We start from the raw sequence: 19,458 nt of genomic DNA, 5'->3' as shown, positions 1-19,458 counted from the left end.
GCATTCTTCGCATTTTTCGTTAACGGGCACAGGCCCAATAAAAAACCCCGCCGAAGCGGGGTTTTTTATGGACGGGCGCTTTACTGCCCGTATTTGGCCTTGGCCTTCTGACGGTAAGCATGCAACAGCGGCTCAGTGTAACCGGCCGGCTGTTCGCGCCCCTTCAGAACCAGATCCACAGCGGCCTGGAAGGCGATGCTGTCATCAAAGTTCGGAGCCATGTTGCGGTATGCCGCATCACCAGCGTTCTGTTTATCAACAACCGCAGCCATGCGCTTCATGGTTTCCATGATCTGCTCTTCAGAGCAGATGCCGTGGTACAACCAGTTGGTCAGCAACTGCGAAGAAATACGCAGTGTCGCACGGTCTTCCATCAGGCCCACATCGTTGATGTCAGGCACCTTGGAGCAGCCCACACCCTGGTCGATCCAGCGTACAACGTAGCCAAGGATACCCTGGACGTTGTTGTCCAGTTCCTGCTGAATGTCTTCGGCGCTCAAGGAGGACGGATCCTCCATCACCGGCACAGTCAGGATGTCGTCCAGAGACGCGCGCTGACGGTTAGCCAGCTCTTTCTGCACATCAAACACGTTCACTTGGTGGTAATGAGTGGCATGCAAGGTAGCGGCTGTCGGAGACGGAACCCAGGCGGTGTTGGCACCAGCTTTCGGATGACCGATCTTGGCCTCCAGCATGCCTGCCATCAGATCCGGCATGGCCCACATACCCTTACCAATCTGGGCAACGCCAGACAGACCGGCTTCCAGGCCGATGTCCACGTTCCACTGCTCGTAGGCGTTGATCCAGGCAGCCTGCTTCATCGGGCCCTTACGGATGAAGGGACCCAACTCCATGGAGGTATGAATCTCATCACCGGTGCGATCCAGGAAGCCGGTATTGATAAACACAGTGCGCTCTTTGGCCGCATGGATACAGGCCTTCAGGTTCACGGTGGTGCGACGCTCTTCGTCCATGATGCCCACTTTCAGGGTGAAGCGCGGCAGACCAAGAGCATCTTCAACACGACCGAAGAATTCATTGGTGAACGCCACTTCTTCTGGGCCGTGCTGCTTGGGCTTAACAATGTACACAGAACCCTTGGTGCTGTTCTGGAATTTGCCGTCGCCCTTCAGGTCGTGGATGGCGATCAGGGATGTTACCAGGCCGTCCATCAGACCCTCGGGGATTTCGCTACCATCCTTCAGCAGAATGGCCGGGTTAGTCATCAGGTGGCCAACGTTACGAACGAACAGCAGGCTGCGGCCCTTGAGGGTCAGCTCGCTGCCATCGGCGCCAGTGTAGGTGCGGTCGCCATTCATGCGACGAGTCATCATCTGGCCGCCCTTCTCGAAGGACTCTTCCAGATCGCCCTTCATCAGGCCAAGCCAATTCTTGTAGGCGACAACCTTGTCATCAGCATCTACCGCGGCAACGGAGTCTTCGCAGTCCATGATGGTGGTCAGGGCCGATTCCATCAGAACGTCTTTAACGTGGGCACCGTCATCCTTGCCGATCGGATGGCTGGCATCAATCTGGATTTCGAAATGCATGCCATTCTTCACCAGCAAAACGCCAGTGGGGGCATCGGCAGCGCCGGTGTAACCCACAAAACCGGACTCGTCTTTCAGACCGGTCACGTCACCGTTCTGAAGTTTAACCGCCAGCTTGCCGCCGTCGATATAGTATTTTGCGGCGTCTTTATGGCTACCGGAAGCCAGAGGCGCAGAGCCATCCAGCAGGTTGCGGGCCCACTCAATCACCTTGGCGCCACGAACCGGGTTGTAGCCACGGCCCTTCTCAGCACCGTTTTCCTCAGAAATAGCGTCGGTACCGTACAGGGCATCGTACAGGCTACCCCAGCGAGCGTTAGCCGCGTTCAGGGCGAAACGGGCATTCATGACCGGCACAACCAGCTGCGGGCCGGCCATGGTGGCGATTTCCGGATCCACATTGGAGGTGGAGATTTTGAAATCCGCCGGCTCATCTACCAGGTAGCCGATGTCTTTCAGAAACGCCTTGTACTCGGCCATGTCCAGTTTCTGGCCCTTGTGCTCGCGGTTCCAGGTATCCATTTTTTCCTGGATTTCGTCACGCTTGAGCAGCAGCTCGCGATTGCGCGGAGCGAGCTCGTTCACGATCTTGTCGAACTCGGCCCAGAACTTGTCAGCTTCAATACCGGTGCCCGGAATCGCTTCGTTATTTACAAAATCGTACAGATTCTTGGCGATCTGGATGCCGCCAACTTGAACGCGTTCTGTCATCGTTGCTTGCCTCAATGGGTTTGTAGTTCCCGACTCCCCTGATGGCGCCGATAGCGCGGGGACGTTCTGATTAGAGCGCCGCATTGTACGTGAAATTCCCTACAAGGTCATTCCCACCGGCACAATGCGACATTGCGCGAATCAACTCAGTCCTGGCTCCGGCGCCAGGTGGTTCCTTCACGGCTGTCATCCAGGATAATGCCCTTCTCCAGCAGATCATCGCGAATGCGATCGGCCTCCGCAAAGTCTTTGGCTTTACGGGCATCGGCACGGGCCTGAATCATGGCCTCGATGTCCTCGGCGGTCAGCTCACTGCCGGTATCCGCCTGGAAGAAGGCTTCCGGGTTCTGCTGCAGCAGACCGAGCACAGCACCCAGCCGCACCAGAACGGCCGCGCTGCGCTTGGCGGCTTCTTCATCACCTTCCCGGCGGTAATGATTGATGTCATTCGCCACTGCATGCAGCACGGCAATGGCGCCAGCAGTATTGAAATCATCATCCATTACCTCGGCAAAACGACGGTCGTGGTCCGTTTCCGCTACATCCGCTTCTTTCGCCGGCACGATACCCCGCAGGGCATGATAGAGCTTGGTCAAGGTTCGCCCGGCCTCCGCCAGGTTATCCTCGGAATAGTCCACCTGGCTCCGGTAGTGGCTGGACACCAGGAAATAGCGAACCACTTCCGCCGGGTACTTCTCCAGGATTTCGCGAATAGTAAAAAAGTTGCCCAGTGATTTGGACATCTTTTCCTTGTTCACCCGAATGGCGCCAGCGTGCATCCAGGTGTGCACAAAGGTGTGGCCAGTGGCACATTCTGACTGGGCAATTTCGTTTTCATGATGGGGGAACAGCAGATCCGGGCCACCACCGTGAATATCGAAGGTATCACCCAGGCACTTGGTGGACATGGCGGAACACTCAATATGCCATCCGGGACGACCTTCGCCCCACGGCGACTGCCAGCTCACCTCGCCTGGCTTGGCGGCCTTCCAGAGCGCAAAGTCTGCAGGGCTGCGCTTGGCCTCCTGCACATCCACTCGAGCACCGGCTACCAGATCTTCCAGCTTTTTCTTGCTGAGCTTGCCGTAATCCGAGAAAGACTCCACGGCAAAGTACACGTCGCCATTACCGGCAACGTAGGCGTGGCCACCAGCGATCAGCTTCTGGATCATGGCAATGATGTCGTCGATGAAGGCAGTCGCCCGGGGCTCATCGTTGGGTGACAGCACGCCGAGCTTCGCCTCATCCTCGTGCATGGCCCGGATCATCCGGTCGGTCAGGTCGGTATACACCTCACCGTTTTCATCAGCCCGGCGCAGGATCTTGTCGTCGATATCGGTAATGTTGCGCACGTAGTGTACGTCGTACCCGCGATGCCGCAGATACCGAGTCACCACGTCAAACGCCACCAGCACCCGAGCATGCCCCAGATGGCAATAGTCGTAGACAGTCATGCCGCACACGTACATACGAACCTTGCCAGGCTCCAGGGTTTTGAACGCTTCCTTTTGCTGTGTCAGCGTATTGTAGATACGCATTACTTGCCTCCCTTACCCCAGGAATCCCGCAGCGTTACGGTACGATTGAACACCGGCTTGCCAGACTTTTCAGTCAGTTCCTGGTCGCAGAAAAAGTATCCCTCGCGCTCGAACTGGTACGGCAGATCGGTACGGGGCTGAGCCAGACTTTTCTCAACGCGGGCACCTTTGAGAACGACCAGAGATTCCGGGTTCAGATGATCCAGAAAATCGCCTTCCTTGTCGCTGTCCGGAGATTCGTGGTTGAACAGGCGGTCGTAAAGATTGATATCCGTCTCCACGCTGTCGCTGGCCGACACCCAGTGAATCACGCCATTGGGTTTGTAGCCCTCCGGGTTCACGCCCAGGGTATTCGGATCGTATTCGCACTTGAGCTCGACAATCTCGCCGCTGCCGTCACGCACAACCGCTTTGCAGGTCATCACGTAACCACCGCGCAGCCGCACCGCCTGGTCCGGGGCCAGCCGCTTCCACTTACGCGGCGGCTCTACCTCGAAATCTTCCCGGTCAATAAACAGGGTCTGACTCCAGGTCACTTCCCGCTCGCCCATATCCGGATTCTGCGGATGCACTGGCAGAGTGAGGGTTTCCGTCTGGTCAGCCGGATAGTTGGTCAGGGTGACCTTGAGCGGACGCATCACGCACATGGCGCGGGGCGCACGGTTATTCAGATCTTCTCGGATAGCGTGCTCCAGCATACCGACATCCACGGTGCCACCGGCCTTGTTCACGCCGATCATGTCGCAGAAGTTGCGAATGGACTCCGGTGTGTAACCACGACGGCGCATGCCGGAAATCGTCGGCATCCGGGGATCGTTCCAGCCGTCCACCACGTTTTCATCCACCAGCCGCTTCAGTTTGCGCTTGCTGGTAATGGTGTAGTTCAGATTCAGCCGGGCAAATTCGATCTGGCGCGGATGACAGGGGATGGTGATGTTATCCAGCACCCAGTCGTACAGCGGCCGGTGATCCTCGAATTCCAGGGTACACAGGGAATGGGTAACGCCTTCCAGGGCATCGGAGATCGGATGGGTAAAATCGTACATCGGATAGATGCACCACTTGCTGCCGGTCTGGTGATGATCCGCATAGCGAATCCGGTACAGAATCGGGTCCCGCAGGTTGATATTCGGGGATGCCATATCAATCTTGGCCCGCAACACCAGCTCACCGTTCTGGAACTTGCCGTCGCGCATGTCCCGGAACAGCTGCAGGCTTTCCTCTACCGGGCGATCCCGGTATGGACTGTTCTTGCCGGGCTCTTTCAGGGAACCCCGGTACTCGGCCATCTGTTCAGCGTTAAGAGCACAGACATAAGCCTTATCGTTCTGAATAAGCTCTTCGGCAAAGGCATAGAGCTGATCAAAGTAATCCGACGCGTAACACACCTCGCCGGCCCACTCATAGCCCAGCCACTCCACGTCCTGCTTGATAGCGTCGATATACTCCTGGTTTTCCTTTTCCGGGTTGGTGTCGTCAAAGCGCAGGTTGCACTCACCGTTAAAGGTTTCGGCAATGCCAAAGTTCAAACAGATGGATTTGGCATGGCCAATGTGCAGATAGCCATTGGGCTCCGGGGGAAAACGGGTGACCACCTTGCCGGTGTGCTCCCCTTTGGCAATGGCGTCTTCAATAAGGCTCTGGATAAAGTTGTGGGCTTTCTTCGACTCGGCGCTCATACAATCTCTGTTAACAGGGAATGAATCATGGGAGCTGTCCGGATGCTCCGTTTAAACCGCCTATTATACTCACAAATCCATGCCGGACTCATGCACCGGACGAAACTCTTGAGTACAATAGCCACTTTCAACATTCCGATCCCAAAATACAGGAAACCCTGATGATTCTGCTGCAGACAAACTTCGGTGATATCAAACTGGAACTGGACTACGAAAAAGCCCCGGAAACCGCCAAAAACTTCGAACAGTACGTTCGCGACGGCTTCTACGATGGCCTGATTTTTCACCGCGTTATCAGCAACTTCATGATTCAGGGCGGCGGCTTTGAGCCTGGCATGACGCCGCGCAAAACCCGCGAACCTATCCAGAACGAGGCTGACAACGGCCTGAGCAACATGGTCGGTACCATTGCCATGGCCCGCACCATGGACCCCCACTCCGCCACCGCCCAGTTCTTCATCAACGTTGAGAACAACGGTTTTCTGGACCACACCGCCAAGAACGCAGAGGGCTGGGGCTACTGCGTATTCGGCAAGGTGGCCGAGGGCATGGATACCGTCAACAAGATCCGCGCCGTTCGCACCACCATGCGCGCCGGCCACCAGGACGTCCCGTTTGAGGACGTAGTGATCGAAAAAGCCGAGGTTCTGGAGGACGCGTGACCACGCTGTTTATCTCGGATCTGCACCTGGAAGAATCGCGCCCGGATATTACGGGCGCGTTTCTGTCCTTCCTCAAAGACAAGGCTCTGGGCGTTGAGCGTCTTTACATTCTCGGCGACTTTTTTGAAGCCTGGATTGGAGATGACGAGCGCACACCGCTGCAGGAACAGGTGGCGGCGGCCTTGCGGGAGGTGCGGGACACAGGCACCGACATTTACCTGATGCACGGCAACCGGGACTTCCTCATTGGCGAAGACTTCTGCGCGCGCGCCGGCGCCATCCTGCTGGATGATCCAACGGTAGTGGATCTGTATGGCACACCAGCCCTACTGATGCACGGTGACAGCCTGTGCACGGCCGATGTGGAATATCAGAAGTTCCGGGCCAACATGCGTAACCCGCAAACCGTGAAAATGCTGCTCGCCCGCCCACTCAAAGACCGTCAGCTGATGGCACGGCAACTGCGGGAAATCTCCATGGCGAAGAATCAGGGCAAGGCTGAGACCATCATGGATGTGACCCCCGAGGAAGTCGTGAAAGAACTGGAAGCCCATGACGTCCAACTGATGATTCACGGCCATACCCATCGCCCCGCCATTCATGAACTGGAAGCCAATGGCAGGCCTGCCCGCAGGATTGTGCTGGGGGACTGGGACGAGAATGTCTGGTGGCTTGAAGCCAGCAAGAACCAGCCCGTTGCCCTGAGGCACCAGCCACTCGCTGACTTCTAGGTACTGGACGGCAGCGGTACTGCTGCCAGAAATCAAGAGTGGTCTTTCACCCACTTACCGTCGGCTTTGTGGTATTCCTGTTTTACCGCCGCCCACGCGACGCGATGGGCGGTTTCTTCACGATCGGCGTCGCCACGGCGGTCTTCAGGGTTGCGGTACTCTTCCCAAGCCGAATTGAACGCTTTGCGATAAATCTCCTGGGCGTGCGCAGGCAGATTGTTTCGAACCCCGTCTGGCAGATCGGATTTGCGATCATAAGGCATCGTTTACCTCCTTTTGCCAAGAGATGATCCCCATAGTTAGCAGCGTTACCGCCAGGGCTTTAATGGCCGGGTATTGGCACGAGCCGCCAGATACTCAGGACGCCGTTTACTTCCGCAGAATGGCTCCACAAGGCAGTTGTCCACGCTGTTGTAAACAAAGAACAGATTGGCTCGAGGCCAGGGCGACATGTTCCGGTTAGAGGCATGCAGGGTATTGCACTCAAACAATAGCAGAGACCCTGCCGGACCGGTGGGCGCCTCAATACCATGTCGATTTGCCAGCTGACCTACAGCATCACGGGACGGCACCCCTGCTGTCTGCTTCTGCAGTGACTGTGTCCAGTTGTTCTCAGGCGTGGCACCGGCACAGGGCACAAAATACTCATGCGAACCGGGAATCAGCATCAACGGGCCGTTGAAAGCATTATTATCCGTCAGCATGATCGACGCGCTCACGGCCCGCATGGCGGGCATCCCGTCTTCCGTGTGCCAGGTTTCAAAATCCGAGTGCCATTCAAAGCCATTGCCGCAAAATCCCGCCTTGCTGTTAATCCGGGACTGGTGGATGTAGACGTCTCCGCCCAGCAACTGCTGCGCTATACCCAGCAATTCAGGATCACGAGTCAACCGATGAAACGCCTCGGAAGTCTCATGCATCGCAAACACCGACCGGATTTTCTCGCGATTTGCATCCATGATCACTTCATCCCGCTCACAGAAGGCCTTGTCCTGAGCCATGTCTCGCAGCTCATCGAAAAAACCCGCCACCATCTCCGGGGTAAAGAAGTTCTCGAGCCACAAGAACCCATCCCGCTCAAATTGTGCCAGCTGTTGCTGGGCCAGTGGCCCTTGCTCGCGCTGCGCCCCCGCGCTGTGAACGATCGGCTCGTGCCGGGGAAACATGTTTCCTGCGTTTTCCTCTCTGCTTCGGTAAAAGTCAGCTCGTTGTAACATGATGATGAAACCTCATTACTCTGAAAATGAGGTTTCAACGTAACAATCGCAACATGCCCCAACTACAACATAGGTTATAAAGGGAAACCGCTAGAAGTTACTGAAAAGTAAGGCTATAACGCATCGCTTTCGGTAGGTTCCCGATAGCTTTCAAGGCGTTTCAGCCAGCCTGGAAGCCACCGCTCTCGCTCAATGGGCATCTCTGCGTTCTCGGCCCGCCGGGTAAGCACCCGGCCGGCCGCGTCGCGAAAGCGCTCCAAGGCCGTATCGGCCTTGCCGGGTTCCATTTCCAGCAGCACCTGACGCAGCCCCCACCCTTGCCCCCTGTAGACCTCTTGTGACGATAAACCCTCACCTTTGAAATTCACATAATCCATCAGGGCATAGACGCCGCCAGGTCTCTTTGAAAGTTCAGTAATGTGTGCTGTCACCGTGTCCCGCTGATCATCCGGCACGGCTTCTATAACCCGGTGCAGAGATTGCTCTGCTCGCTTGAAAATGAAGGCCACCTGAACGGCTTTGGTTCGGTCCAGAAAGGCACGCAGTTCCGCCAGTCGTTGACTGCCTGCGGCTTCAATAAACGCGTTCTGGTCCGGCCATGGGGCATCCGGTACCGGATCTTCCGTTAACCAGTCAGGCATCGCCACTGCGCGGGCTTTCATGAAGCGAATCAGATCAGGGAAACTCTCCACAAAACGCTCGTTCACGCCCTCGGGGTACCAGATAAAATGCCCGATGCCCAGCGATGGAAAGGCCTCTCCCTGATTCCAGTGCACCAGGCAGTCATAGCGCCCGGCACACTCATTACGAAATATCTGCTCACCAACCCATTCCAGTTGCCGCTCGGAGAGCGCAAGCGCTGGCACGGCCGGCTTCCGAGTCAACTGATCCGCCAACACCACGGTGAGAATGGCCACTATAAGGCCGACCACAAGCCACTTGTGCACGCTACTCTCTCTCAGCAACAAAACCAGTACCTATCGGTGAATCAGAGTGAAAGAGCAGGCTGAACGATCGCCGCATATACGCCACCGGATTGCTCAGACCTTTTCAGTCAGTTGTAACTTTGAACCCGCCCTCACCGGATATACACCACTCACTGGCATCCCCGCAAATCCCTTGCCACCCAAAAGCTTCACAAGAACTCATCCATAAGCGCTTCCAGATCCCGGGTATCTCGAGGCTTGGCCCGACAGGCCGTTGTTCCGGCATCAACACAGGCCTGACGATAGTCCTGGCTGCGGTTCGCAGAGATGGTCACTATTGGTGTGTATACCGGGAGGAGATTCTGATGGCGAATGGCCCTGATGGCTTCGATTCCATCCATAAAAGGCATTTCGCCGTCCATCAAGACCAGGTCCCAGCGATCATCCGCAACGGCCAGGAGTGCCTCCACACCATCACAGACGCCGGTCACCTGAACGCCCAGGTTGGAGAGCTTCTTGCACATCACCATCCGTACCCCCGCATCGTCATCCACTACAAGCACTCGGACAGGCAGTGAAAACCCCAGTCGACTCGCCAGGGGCTCCGGTCTGGACGGCGAACGCGGTGCCGGGTTCTCTTCCAGAATGGTCGAAATGCGCTCCCCTCCAAGCATCAACCTGACCCAACTCCTCAGAGCCAGAACCATCAGCGTCAGCGCAAGGAGAAACGTCAGGGGAGCGTGGTATGGGAGCCAATAATTGATAAACCGTATCTCGAAGTTCGAAAACAGCGTCCACTCCAGGGCAATCAACGCTGCTACTCCAGCAATCGTCATGAGTGAGGCAGAGCAAGGCCGCTGCACCAGCGCACCCGATGCGCTCTGATCTCTGAATGGGAATCTGATTCTAGTTTCCTTAAATTCACTCGAAATGTAACTCCAACCTAACAACCCATCATTTAAGCGTCGTTAACATAGGTTAAACCGAGACGATTACCGCGATGCGCCAGCCTCCTACCGAGCCTTGCCCCAACTTCATACCTTTGCTATCAATAGTTTTTCAATAGGCGGCACGAAGGGAAGCAAATCACATGGAAACCGGCTGCATTATCAAACACTTCGAGAGCTACGCCCCTATCTCCCGTTCTGAGGCAGAGCTGCTGGCATCCCTCGAGAAAAATCCCAAAGACTACGGCAAGAACAGCTATGTGTGGTGCCAGGGGGATACACCCGGAGATTTCTACTCGCTGAAGCAAGGCTGGGCTTACTCCTTCAGAGACCTGGAGGACGGCACCCGTCAGGTGCTGGACGTCTACGTGCCGGGTAATGTGATCGGTTTGAGGGACTATGCGTTCCGGAGTCGTGTATCCGGCTTGAGGATGCTCACGGACGGAGTGCTGTGTGCCTTTCCCCGGTCTCGTCTGACAGAAGTCTTCGCGGAATCCTTGTTGCTTTGCAACATTTTTTTCACGATCGGATCACGAGATCAGGCCATCCTGATTGAGCGCCTGGTTAACCTGGGACGCCGGTCCGCGCGGGAAAAGGTTGCTCATTTCCTGGTTGAAACCGTCTATCGTGTGGACAGGACCGTTACCCAGCCAAACCAGCCACTACACCTTCCCCTCACGCAGTCACTGATTGCCGACGCTCTTGGCCTTAGTGCCGTCCACGTAAACAGGGTGTTTCAGGAGCTCAAGGACGAGGGATTGGTTAGCTCGCCCAGCTCTGGGGTTCAGCTACAAGACCTGAAGCGTCTCAAGGAAATTGCAAGGTTCGACCCGACCTATCTCGAGGAAGATATCCAGGCTGCCATGGGCGAGGCTGGGCAATTCAGGCAGTTATAGACCAGGACCGTGCAAGCACCATCACCAGGCAAGAGACCCTTGAGATCGCTGCCTTCCATCCACGACGAAGTTACGCGGTATCCTTGACCTTGTGTTCGGCTAATTCTGCCTTGATGGCGTCAGGGATGGGAACAGACTTTTCATTTTCGTAATCGAAGTGAATCAGTGTCGCGACACCACGGGCGATCTGCTTGCCATTCTGCCAGGCCTCCTGAACCACCTGGAACGAGCTGTTACCAATGTTGCCCACGCCGGTTCTGATCTCAACGGGCAAGTGCCAGTAACTCTGGGCCAACAGGTCGATCTCCAGCCGAGCAATGATCAGCGGCCAGGTTTTTACGTCCAGCGACGGGTGGAAAATCCGAAATATCGGAGTACGTCCCTGTTCGAACCAGACCGGCAGGGAGGTATTGCTGATATGGCCAAGCGCATCGGTATCACTGAAGCGAGGCTGAATGTCGAGGGTAAACATGGGCATAGTCCTGCTGTGAAAGAGCGCAAACTATACACACAAATTCTCTCGCGAAAAAAATCCTGTGGCGTTAACCACAGGATTTTCCGCTAGTACTTTGGTCGCAGTTACTGCTCCACAAAAGCCCGCTCAATCACATAGTGGCCCATGTCGCCACCACGGGCTTCGCGGAAGCCCATGTTATCGAGAATGGCACAGGTGTCCTTCAGCATGCTCGGGCTGCCACAGATCATGAAGCGGTCCTGCTCCACGTCGAAATCCGGCAACCCCAGATCCCGTGTGATCTTGCCGGTTTCCATGGCATCCGTCAGACGACCCTGGTTGCGGAAGGGCTCCCGGGTCACGGTCGGGTAATACACCAGCTTGCCACTGACCATCTCACCAAAGAATTCGTTCTCCGGCAGTTCTTCAATCTCTTGCTGGTACGCCAGCTCGGAGATGTAGCGCACACCGTGGGTGAGAATCACCTTGTCATAGGCTTCGTAAACTTCCGGATCCTTGATGATGCTCATGAACGGTGCCAACCCGGTGCCGGTGCTGATTAGCCAGAGATTTCGGCCCGGCAGAAGATTGTCCAGTACCAGTGTACCCGTCGGCTTGCGGCTGACCAGAATCTCGTCACCCACTTTGATCTGTTGCAGGCGCGAGGTCAGCGGGCCATCAGGAACTTTGATAGAGAAAAACTCCAGCTCTTCTTCATAGTTCGCACTGGCGATACTGTAGGCGCGCATCAACGGTTTACCATCCGTCTCCAGACCAATCATCACAAAATGACCGTTCTTGAAGCGGAAGCCGGGATCCCGACTGGTCTTGAAGCTGAACAGCGTATCGTTCCAGTGGTGCACACTGGTTACGGTTTCTTTCATCAGGTTGCTCATGGGAGCCCTCGCCTATTAACGTCAGTCCATCAGGAATTGATAATAGTTTAACCTTTTGCTTGAAATCGACAAAACGGGCTGTTTTCATAAGGCTATTCGATTTTTCCGATAAACAATTTCCACCGGAAGACACCTCATGAAATACAGCTTTCGTCAGCTCGAAGTTTTCCTGGCCGCCGCCCATTTCCAGAACATCACCCGGGCTGCCGAATCGCTGGCTATGTCCCAGTCCGCCGCCAGCAGCGCCCTGAAAGAACTGGAGAATCAGTTCGATATCCAGCTCTTTGACCGCGTGGGCAAACGGCTGCAATTGAACGAGCTTGGCCGCCTCTACCGGCCCAAGGCAGAGTCCCTGCTGGCGCAGGCCACGGAACTGGAACAGGCCTTCAGTAAACATTCAGAAGTCGGCGCCCTGAAAGTCGGTGCGACTCTGACTATAGGGAACTATCTGGCCGTGGGCGTGATGGCCAAATACATGAATACCCCTACCCGCCCGAAAGTTTCACTGGAGGTGGCCAACACCAGCTCCATAGCCCGCCGAGTCCGGGACTTCGAATTGGATATCGGTCTGATTGAAGGCGAGCTACAGTCCCCGGAGCTGGAGGTAATTCCCTGGCGGGAAGACGAACTGACGGTATTCTGCTCTCCGTCACACCCCCTGGCCCGAAAACAGGCTCTGACCGACGAGGACCTTCGTCAGGCGGTCTGGATTATGAGGGAACCGGGATCTGGCACGCGGCAGAGCTTCGAACGGGGGATGCACGGCCTGTTGCCAGACCTCAACATCCTGCTGGAACTGGAACATACCGAGGCCATCAAACGGGCCGTAGAGGCGGATCTGGGCATCGGATGTCTGTCCAAAGTAGTCCTGGCCGACGCTTTCAAACGCGGTAGCCTGGTCCCCCTGAGCGTCCCCGACTATCGGAAATTCGACCGTCAGTTCTACTTCATTCTGCACAAACAGAAATACCGCAGCGCCGGAATCGCCCGCTGGATGTCACTTTGCCAGGAGCTTCAACCTGCCAGAACCGGGCCGCTGTGAAAGCGGAACTCGGAATCCGGAGATTCGATCAGCTTCTGCTCGATAGCCAGAAACTCCGCGACGCGGTCATCCACCGGGCCACCATTGGCCTGCTCGGCCAGCTTCAGGTAATCCTGGTAATGACGTGCCTCGGATTTAAGCAGGCTGTTGTAGAACTCAGCCAGCTTTTCATCCAGCGAGGGAGCCAGTGCCGCAAAACGCTCACAGGATCTGGCCTCAATAATGGCGCCGACGATCAAGACATCGACCAGCCGCCCGGGATCTTCTGTTCGTACCGCTTCCCTCAGGCCGGCGGCATACCGTGCCGGTGACAGATGGGTATAGGTAACCCCCCGCTTTTTCATGATCGCCAGTACCTGCTCGAAGTGCCTGAGTTCCTCACGGGCCAGACGCGACATCTTGTTGAGCAACTCGGTGTTGTCCACGTAACGGTACATCAGACTCAGCGCCGTGGACGCGGCCTTTTTTTCACAATGCGCATGGTCGATCAGCAGCAGGTCCTGGTTTGCCAGGGCGCTGTCAATCCAGGTTTGCGGGGTACGGCACGGTAGGAAATCGTGAATTTCTTGCAGGGCGTCGTTCATATCGCGGTTCAGGCTGAAAATTCGGGAGGCCGGAGTATAGCGCACTTAACAGATTCCTCCGACCTCTGTCCAACTTAACTTTATAAGGGGTTTCCTATAGAATGCAGCGCCAGATCAAGGAGTCTCTGAATAAATCCTGAAACCCCATCAGTGATTTGAGGCGTTATTCAGAGGCTCCTGCGGCCTTTTCGCCAAAAAACTCCCGCCGGGCATCACGCCCACAGCGCGGAACATTCCAACTGATGAGGGTCCATATCGTGTTAGAAGCCTATCGTGAACACGTTGCCGAACGTGAAGCCCTGGGTATTCCCCCCAAGCCCCTGAACGCCGAGCAGACCGCCGCCCTGGTTGACCTGCTGAAGAACCCGCCGGCCGGTGAAGAAGAAACCCTGGTTTACCTGCTGGAAAACCGCATTCCGCCGGGCGTAGACGAAGCTGCCTACGTTAAGGCCGCTTTCCTGTCTGCCATCGCCAAGGGCGAAGCGACTTCCCCGCTGGTCAGCAAAGAATACTCTGTGAAGCTGCTGGGCATGATGCAGGGCGGTTACAACATCGAGACCCTGGTTGAGCTGCTGGACAACAGCGAGCTGGCCGAACTGGCCGGTGAGCAGCTGAAGAAAACCCTGCTGATGTTCGACGCCTTCAACGACGTGAAGGAAAAGATGGACGCCGGCAACGCCGTCGCCAAGTCTGTGGTTGAGTCCTGGGCCAACGCCGAGTGGTTCACCAACAAGAAGAAGGTTCCCGAGAGCACCAAGATGGTGGTGTTCAAGGTTACCGGCGAAACCAACACCGACGACCTGTCTCCGGCCCCGGATGCCTGGTCCCGCCCGGACATCCCGCTGCACGCCCGCGCTGCCTATAAAATGGAACGTGACGGCCTGAAGCCGGAAGAGCCCGGCGTAACCGGCCCGATGAGCCAGATCGACGAAATCAAGGCCAAGGGCCTGCCCGTTGCCTTCGTTGGCGACGTAGTTGGTACCGGTTCTTCCCGTAAGTCTGCCACCAACTCTGTTCTGTGGTTCTTCGGTGAAGATATCCCGGGCGTGCCGAACAAGCGTGCCGGCGGTGTCTGTATCGGTAACAAGGTTGCCCCGATCTTCTTCAACACCATGGAAGATGCTGGCGCCCTGGTATTCGAGGCCCCGGTTGACAACATGAACATGGGCGACGTCATCGAAATCCGCCCGTACGAAGGCAAGATCCTGAACGAAGCCGGCGAAACCATCTCCGAGTTCAAGTTCAAATCTGATGTGATCCTGGACGAAGTTCAGGCCGGCGGCCGTATTCCGCTGATCATCGGCCGTGGTCTGACCAACAAGGCCCGCCAGGCTCTGGGCATGGGCGCTACCGACATTTTCCGTCTGCCGAAGGATCCTGAAGCTGGCGACAAGGGTTTCACCCTGGCCCAGAAGATGGTTGGCAAGGCTTGTGGTCTGCCGGAAGGCAAAGGCGTTCGTCCGAACACCTACTGTGAGCCGCACATGACGACCGTAGGCTCCCAGGACACCACTGGCCCAATGACCCGTGACGAGCTGAAAGACCTGGCGTGTCTGGGCTTCCAGGCAGACCTGGTGATGCAGTCCTTCTGTCACACCGCCGCTTATCCGAAGCCGGTTGACGTTGAAATGCAGCACACCCTGCCGGACTTCATCCGCACCCGTGGCGGTGTTTCCCTGCGTCCGGGCGACGGCATCATCCACTCCTGGCTGAACCGCATGCTGCTGCCGGACACCGTAGGTACCGGTGGTGACTCGCACACCCGTTTCCCGATGGGCATCTCCTTCCCGGCCGGTTCTGGCCTGGTGGCCTTTGCCGCTGCTACCGGCGTTATGCCGCTGGATATGCCGGAATCCGTTCTGGTTCGCTTCAAAGGCGAAATGCAGCCTGGCATCACCCTGCGTGACCTGGTACACGCCATCCCGCTGTACGGCATCAAGCAGGGCATGCTGACAGTTGAGAAGAAAGGCAAGATCAACGAATTCTCCGGCCGTATCCTGGAGATCGAAGGTCTGGAGCACCTGACTGTTGAGCAGGCATTCGAACTGTCTGACGCCTCTGCCGAGCGTTCCGCTGCCGGTTGTACCATCAACCTGTCGGAAGACTCCGTGGCTGAGTACCTGCGTTCCAACATCGTTATGCTGCGCTGGATGATTGCTGAAGGTTACGGCGATCCTCGTACCCTGGAGCGTCGCGCCCAGCAAATGGAAGAGTGGCTGAAAGATCCGAAGCTGATGCGTGCTGATAAAGACGCGGAATACGCCCACGTGATCGAAATCGATCTGGCTGACATCAAAGAGCCGATCGTGTGCTGCCCGAACGATCCGGACGATGCCAAGTTCCTGTCAGAAGTGGCGGGTGACAAGGTAGACGAAGTGTTCATCGGTTCCTGCATGACCAACATTGGTCATTTCCGTGCCGCTGGCAAGCTGCTGGAGCAACACAAGGGCGCCCTGAGCACCCGTCTGTGGATGTCTCCGCCCACCAAGATGGATCAGCAGCAGCTGATGGAAGAAGGCTACTTCAACACCTACGGCACCGCCGGTGTTCGCACCGAGATGCCGGGCTGCTCCCTGTGCATGGGTAACCAGGCACGTGTAGCACCGAAGTCAACGGTTCTGTCTACCTCTACCCGCAACTTCCCTAACCGTCTGGGTGATGGTGCCAACGTGTACCTGACCTCCGCGGAACTGGCAGCTGTGGGCGCGGTACTGGGCAAACTCCCGACTCCGGCGGAGTACATGGAGTACGCCAAGGACCTGAACAGCATGTCCAAAGAGATCTACAAGTATCTCAACTTCGACCAGATGGAAGAGTACACCCAGAAGGCGTCTGAGGCTTCCGTAGCCTGAGATCTTCTGAGGTAGCCTACCTCTGATCTGAAAACGCCAGCCTTCGGGCTGGCGTTTTTTTGGTCCTGACACACAAACCCATGACCAGCGACACTCCATTATTCAAGGACAAAAAAAAGGGCTCCCGAAGGAGCCCCTTATTCAGTGCAGGTGAATTATCACCGTTCGATGTGCTGGTACTCACCGGCATCAGAAGTGGCCAGAGTCACCACAACGATAGCGATAAACGCAGCAATGAAACCCGGGATAATCTCGTACACACCCGGGCCACCCATGAACTCACCGTTCCAGCCCAGAGAGATCCAGATCATCACGGTGGCTGCACCCACAATCAGGCCAGCCAGTGCGCCTGCACCGTTGGTACGCGGCCAGGTCAGAGCCAGAATGATCAGCGGACCAAAGGCAGCACCGAAGCCCGCCCAGGCGTTACTGACCAGTCCCAGAACCTGGGAATCCGGATCAGACGCGATAAAGGCTGCCACCAGGCCAACCGCCACAACACAGGCCCGGCCAACATTGACACACTCTTTATCCGTGGCTTCCTTGCGCAGGAACAGACGGTAGAAGTCTTCGGTCAGCGAGGCGGAGGAAACCAGCAACTGACTGGAGATGGTACTCATGACTGCCGCCAGCAGCGCGGCGTACAGGAAACCGGTAATCAGCGGGTGGAACAGCAGATCTGACAGAACAATGAAAATGGTTTCCGGATCAGCAACGTCCAGGCCATTACGTACAGCGTAGGCACGGCCAAACACACCCAGCGCGATCGCGCCAATCAGGGAGATGCCCATCCAGGACATACCGATATTACGGGCAGTCCCTACCTCACCCACGGTACGGATAGCCATGAAACGTACGATGATGTGCGGCTGGCCGAAATAGCCGAGCCCCCAGGTAACCGCCGACAACCAGCCAATCACCGTGAGCCCTTCCGTCCACGACAGGAGCGTTGGATCCACACTGTTCAGGGTCTCGGAAGCCTGGGCGAAACCACCACCGCCTTCGCCAAACAGCACTACTGCAGGCATGATGACCAGAGCGAGCATCATGATGCAGCCCTGCACGAAGTCCGTCATGCTCACCGCGAGGAAGCCGCCGACCACGGTGTACGCCAGCACCACACCCAGGGTGATCACAATACCGGCGGCGTAGTCGCTCATGCCACCGAAGTTAAAGATACCAGCGAAGGCGCTTTCAAACAGCTTGCCGCCGGCAACCAGGCCAGAGGCGGTATAAACCGCGAAGAACAGCACGATAACGATGGCGGATACTGTGCGCAGCGGCAGAGCCTTGGTTGGGAAACGGTTGGCCAGAAACGCCGGGATGGTGAGTGCATTGCCATAATGCACGGTCTGCTCCCGCAGCCGGGGTGCAACCACAACCCAGTTAATGAAAGCACCAACAAACAGACCGATACCAATCCAGGCCGAGGCCAGACCGGTAACATAGAGGGCGCCGGGCAAACCCAGCAGCAACCACCCACTCATATCTGATGCGCCGGCTGACAACGCCGCAACTTTAGGACTGAGGGCACGGCCCCCCAGCATGTAATCCTCAGCAGTGGCTGATGATGTGCGCATGGCCCAGAGGCCAATTACGATCATCAGGGCGAAATACGCAAATAGACTGATCCAAACTCCAATAGCCATATGGCTCCTCCGGTTTTATGAGTCGGATAAGATCCGCTCGATTGGCACAACACCAGATCAAAGATCGGCACTGTGTGCCGTTTTTTTGTATGTCTCGGATTCGTCAGACCTGTAGCAAGAATCAACTTGCCGGGATTCCTCATTGAATATAGCTGATCGCCAGATCTTTGCGACCAGCCAGCTCAGCTCCGGAGCCTCGGTCCTCGGGCGATATAAATTAGTATTACTACGGATTCGAGGCTTACAAAATCCTACGATTATTTTGCATAATCCTACGGGACTGACGTCAAAACCTACGAATCCGTGCCTGAATCAGGCCACATGTTCATTAAGCTGTAGCCTCGAGGGTGTAATACCCCGGTGTTTTCTGAGCGCGTTGGTCAGCGCACTTTGCGATGAAAAGCCGGTGCGGTAGCTGATTTCAGAAACCGAAAGCGAGGTCGAGGAGAGTAGTCCAACCGCCTGATCGAGCCGGGTTTGCAGCAGAAACTGATGCGGCGTGGTCCCGGTAACCTGACGAAAAATTTCGTGAAACCGGCTCACACTCAGGCATGCGACACCGGCCAGATCCTGAACGGTTATCTTGCGGTGAAGATTGCCGACGATATAGCGGCGGATGTCCTCGGGATTGAGACTGTTTCTGTTACTGGAAACGGGGGGGCGGTCGACGATGCGCTCAGCCATGCAATGAAGAATACTGGCGGCGAGGTGCTGATGCAGCGCCCGGTTATCCGGTGAACGGTCGAATTCACCGGCGGCAAACTGGACCAACCCCTGAATACGGTTATCCATCTGTACCGTACGCGGCTTCTCAAACAGCCGCATCAACTTGTCGTAGTCCGAGTGCAGTGGTGTCGACAGTGCTGCGCAGAAGGGATCAACATTGATGACCAGCACGTGGTTTTGCTGATCACCACAATAATCGTGGCGCGCCTCTGTAGGTACCAGACAGGCTTTCCAGGTGTCGAGGCAGGCACCGGATCCATCAATGCTCAGCTCCGCCTGCCCGCGCACACCGACCACGATCTGGTGGTGTTCATGGTGATGCTGTTGGGCAGCCGTGGGTAGCTTCAAAAGTTTCGCGTTGAGCATTACTACTGAAAGCCGTTATCGAGAATGTTCCT

17 protein-coding genes are annotated in these 19,458 nt (G+C 56.4%); 5 read left to right on the top strand and 12 right to left on the bottom strand.

What is annotated here, in order from left to right:
- Positions 1 to 80 precede the first annotated feature (80 nt).
- The 3 genes from Q674_RS38670 to Q674_RS38660 form a co-directional block, all read right to left on the bottom strand.
- Positions 81 to 2,261 carry a malate synthase G gene (locus tag Q674_RS38670; protein WP_023009945.1) on the bottom strand — a complete coding sequence of 727 codons (2,181 nt, stop codon included), beginning with the start codon at positions 2,259 to 2,261 and terminating at the stop codon, positions 81 to 83.
- A 146-nt stretch (positions 2,262 to 2,407) separates the two neighbouring features.
- Positions 2,408 to 3,799, bottom strand: coding sequence for a cysteine--tRNA ligase (gene cysS / locus Q674_RS38665; protein WP_023009944.1), 1,392 nt, complete (start codon positions 3,797 to 3,799; stop codon positions 2,408 to 2,410).
- Positions 3,799 to 5,478, bottom strand: a complete 1,680-nt coding sequence (locus Q674_RS38660) for a glutamine--tRNA ligase/YqeY domain fusion protein (protein WP_023009943.1) — start codon at positions 5,476 to 5,478, stop codon at positions 3,799 to 3,801. Before Q674_RS38660 ends, cysS begins: the two co-directional genes overlap by 1 nt.
- A 161-nt stretch (positions 5,479 to 5,639) precedes the next feature.
- Between Q674_RS38660 and Q674_RS38655 the strand changes: the two genes are divergently transcribed.
- A complete protein-coding gene (locus tag Q674_RS38655) occupies positions 5,640 to 6,140 on the top strand; it encodes a peptidylprolyl isomerase (protein ID WP_011785324.1) in 501 nt (166 codons plus the stop codon).
- Positions 6,137 to 6,871 (top strand): UDP-2,3-diacylglucosamine diphosphatase, encoded by a 735-nt coding sequence (gene lpxH, locus Q674_RS38650; protein WP_023009942.1) that lies wholly within the window; start codon positions 6,137 to 6,139, stop codon positions 6,869 to 6,871. Before Q674_RS38655 ends, lpxH begins: the two co-directional genes overlap by 4 nt.
- Positions 6,872 to 6,903: 32 nt before the next feature.
- On the opposite strand, the gene chaB is transcribed toward lpxH, so the two are convergent.
- The 4 genes from chaB to Q674_RS38630 form a co-directional block, all read right to left on the bottom strand.
- Positions 6,904 to 7,134, bottom strand: a complete 231-nt coding sequence (gene chaB / locus Q674_RS38645) for a putative cation transport regulator ChaB (RefSeq protein WP_011785326.1) — start codon at positions 7,132 to 7,134, stop codon at positions 6,904 to 6,906.
- A 45-nt stretch (positions 7,135 to 7,179) separates the two neighbouring features.
- Positions 7,180 to 8,037: an ectoine hydroxylase gene (gene thpD / locus Q674_RS38640; RefSeq protein WP_023009941.1), complete on the bottom strand. Its 858-nt coding sequence runs from the start codon at positions 8,035 to 8,037 to the stop codon at positions 7,180 to 7,182.
- A gap of 164 nt (positions 8,038 to 8,201) precedes the next feature.
- Positions 8,202 to 9,035, bottom strand: a complete 834-nt coding sequence (locus Q674_RS38635; protein WP_023009940.1) for a hypothetical protein — start codon at positions 9,033 to 9,035, stop codon at positions 8,202 to 8,204.
- Between the two features lie 188 nt (positions 9,036 to 9,223).
- Positions 9,224 to 9,850, bottom strand: a complete 627-nt coding sequence (locus Q674_RS38630; protein WP_227501259.1) for a response regulator — start codon at positions 9,848 to 9,850, stop codon at positions 9,224 to 9,226.
- 254 nt (positions 9,851 to 10,104) lie between these two features.
- Between Q674_RS38630 and Q674_RS38625 the strand changes: the two genes are divergently transcribed.
- On the top strand, positions 10,105 to 10,857 hold the full coding sequence (locus tag Q674_RS38625) for a Crp/Fnr family transcriptional regulator (RefSeq protein ID WP_022991769.1): 753 nt from the start codon (positions 10,105 to 10,107) through the stop codon (positions 10,855 to 10,857).
- A 70-nt stretch (positions 10,858 to 10,927) separates the two neighbouring features.
- Here Q674_RS38625 and Q674_RS38620 read toward each other — a convergent pair whose 3' ends face one another.
- Both Q674_RS38620 and Q674_RS38615 read right to left on the bottom strand, forming a co-directional pair.
- Positions 10,928 to 11,329: an acyl-CoA thioesterase gene (locus tag Q674_RS38620; protein WP_011785331.1), complete on the bottom strand. Its 402-nt coding sequence runs from the start codon at positions 11,327 to 11,329 to the stop codon at positions 10,928 to 10,930.
- Between the two features lie 107 nt (positions 11,330 to 11,436).
- Positions 11,437 to 12,207, bottom strand: coding sequence for a ferredoxin--NADP reductase (locus Q674_RS38615; RefSeq protein WP_011785332.1), 771 nt, complete (start codon positions 12,205 to 12,207; stop codon positions 11,437 to 11,439).
- A 136-nt stretch (positions 12,208 to 12,343) separates the two neighbouring features.
- Between Q674_RS38615 and Q674_RS38610 the strand changes: the two genes are divergently transcribed.
- Positions 12,344 to 13,249 carry a LysR family transcriptional regulator gene (locus tag Q674_RS38610; RefSeq protein ID WP_023009938.1) on the top strand — a complete coding sequence of 302 codons (906 nt, stop codon included), beginning with the start codon at positions 12,344 to 12,346 and terminating at the stop codon, positions 13,247 to 13,249.
- On the opposite strand, the gene Q674_RS38605 is transcribed toward Q674_RS38610, so the two are convergent.
- Positions 13,222 to 13,833, bottom strand: a complete 612-nt coding sequence (locus Q674_RS38605; RefSeq protein ID WP_031210476.1) for a tRNA-(ms[2]io[6]A)-hydroxylase — start codon at positions 13,831 to 13,833, stop codon at positions 13,222 to 13,224. The two genes, Q674_RS38610 and Q674_RS38605, sit on opposite strands and share 28 nt — an antisense overlap.
- Positions 13,834 to 14,090: 257 nt before the next feature.
- Between Q674_RS38605 and Q674_RS38600 the strand changes: the two genes are divergently transcribed.
- The gene (locus Q674_RS38600) at positions 14,091 to 16,685 is read left to right on the top strand and encodes a bifunctional aconitate hydratase 2/2-methylisocitrate dehydratase (RefSeq protein WP_031210475.1); all 2,595 of its coding nucleotides are present in this window, start codon (positions 14,091 to 14,093) and stop codon (positions 16,683 to 16,685) included.
- A gap of 158 nt (positions 16,686 to 16,843) precedes the next feature.
- Here the strand turns inward: Q674_RS38600 and putP are convergent, their stop codons facing one another.
- Together putP and Q674_RS38590 are read right to left on the bottom strand one after the other, a co-directional pair.
- Positions 16,844 to 18,334: a sodium/proline symporter PutP gene (gene putP / locus Q674_RS38595; protein WP_023009935.1), complete on the bottom strand. Its 1,491-nt coding sequence runs from the start codon at positions 18,332 to 18,334 to the stop codon at positions 16,844 to 16,846.
- Between the two features lie 312 nt (positions 18,335 to 18,646).
- Positions 18,647 to 19,426: an AraC family transcriptional regulator gene (locus tag Q674_RS38590; RefSeq protein WP_011785337.1), complete on the bottom strand. Its 780-nt coding sequence runs from the start codon at positions 19,424 to 19,426 to the stop codon at positions 18,647 to 18,649.
- Positions 19,427 to 19,458: the final 32 nt, after the last annotated feature.

This window comes from Marinobacter sp. EVN1 (assembly GCF_000475375.1).
Taxonomy (GTDB): domain Bacteria; phylum Pseudomonadota; class Gammaproteobacteria; order Pseudomonadales; family Oleiphilaceae; genus Marinobacter; species Marinobacter nauticus.
Note: the sequence above shows the minus strand (reverse complement) of the source record. Positions and strands in the feature narration are given on the sequence as shown.

Bases quoted from the DNA above. Each gene is read 5' to 3' on its own strand.
- Q674_RS38655 (WP_011785324.1), top strand. From the start codon at position 5,640: ATGATTCTGCTGCAGACAAACTTCGGTGATATCAAACTGGAACTGGAC.
- Q674_RS38670 (WP_023009945.1), bottom strand. From the start codon at position 2,261: ATGACAGAACGCGTTCAAGTTGGCGGCATCCAGATCGCCAAGAATCTG.
- Q674_RS38660 (WP_023009943.1), bottom strand. From the start codon at position 5,478: ATGAGCGCCGAGTCGAAGAAAGCCCACAACTTTATCCAGAGCCTTATT.
- Q674_RS38620 (WP_011785331.1), bottom strand. From the start codon at position 11,329: ATGTTTACCCTCGACATTCAGCCTCGCTTCAGTGATACCGATGCGCTT.
- chaB (WP_011785326.1), bottom strand. From the start codon at position 7,134: ATGCCTTATGATCGCAAATCCGATCTGCCAGACGGGGTTCGAAACAAT.
- putP (WP_023009935.1), bottom strand. From the start codon at position 18,334: ATGGCTATTGGAGTTTGGATCAGTCTATTTGCGTATTTCGCCCTGATG.
- thpD (WP_023009941.1), bottom strand. From the start codon at position 8,037: ATGTTTCCCCGGCACGAGCCGATCGTTCACAGCGCGGGGGCGCAGCGC.
- cysS (WP_023009944.1), bottom strand. From the start codon at position 3,799: ATGCGTATCTACAATACGCTGACACAGCAAAAGGAAGCGTTCAAAACC.
- Q674_RS38590 (WP_011785337.1), bottom strand. From the start codon at position 19,426: ATGCTCAACGCGAAACTTTTGAAGCTACCCACGGCTGCCCAACAGCAT.
- Q674_RS38630 (WP_227501259.1), bottom strand. From the start codon at position 9,850: ATGACGATTGCTGGAGTAGCAGCGTTGATTGCCCTGGAGTGGACGCTG.
- Q674_RS38625 (WP_022991769.1), top strand. From the start codon at position 10,105: ATGGAAACCGGCTGCATTATCAAACACTTCGAGAGCTACGCCCCTATC.
- Q674_RS38610 (WP_023009938.1), top strand. From the start codon at position 12,344: ATGAAATACAGCTTTCGTCAGCTCGAAGTTTTCCTGGCCGCCGCCCAT.
- Q674_RS38615 (WP_011785332.1), bottom strand. From the start codon at position 12,207: ATGAGCAACCTGATGAAAGAAACCGTAACCAGTGTGCACCACTGGAAC.
- Q674_RS38605 (WP_031210476.1), bottom strand. From the start codon at position 13,833: ATGAACGACGCCCTGCAAGAAATTCACGATTTCCTACCGTGCCGTACC.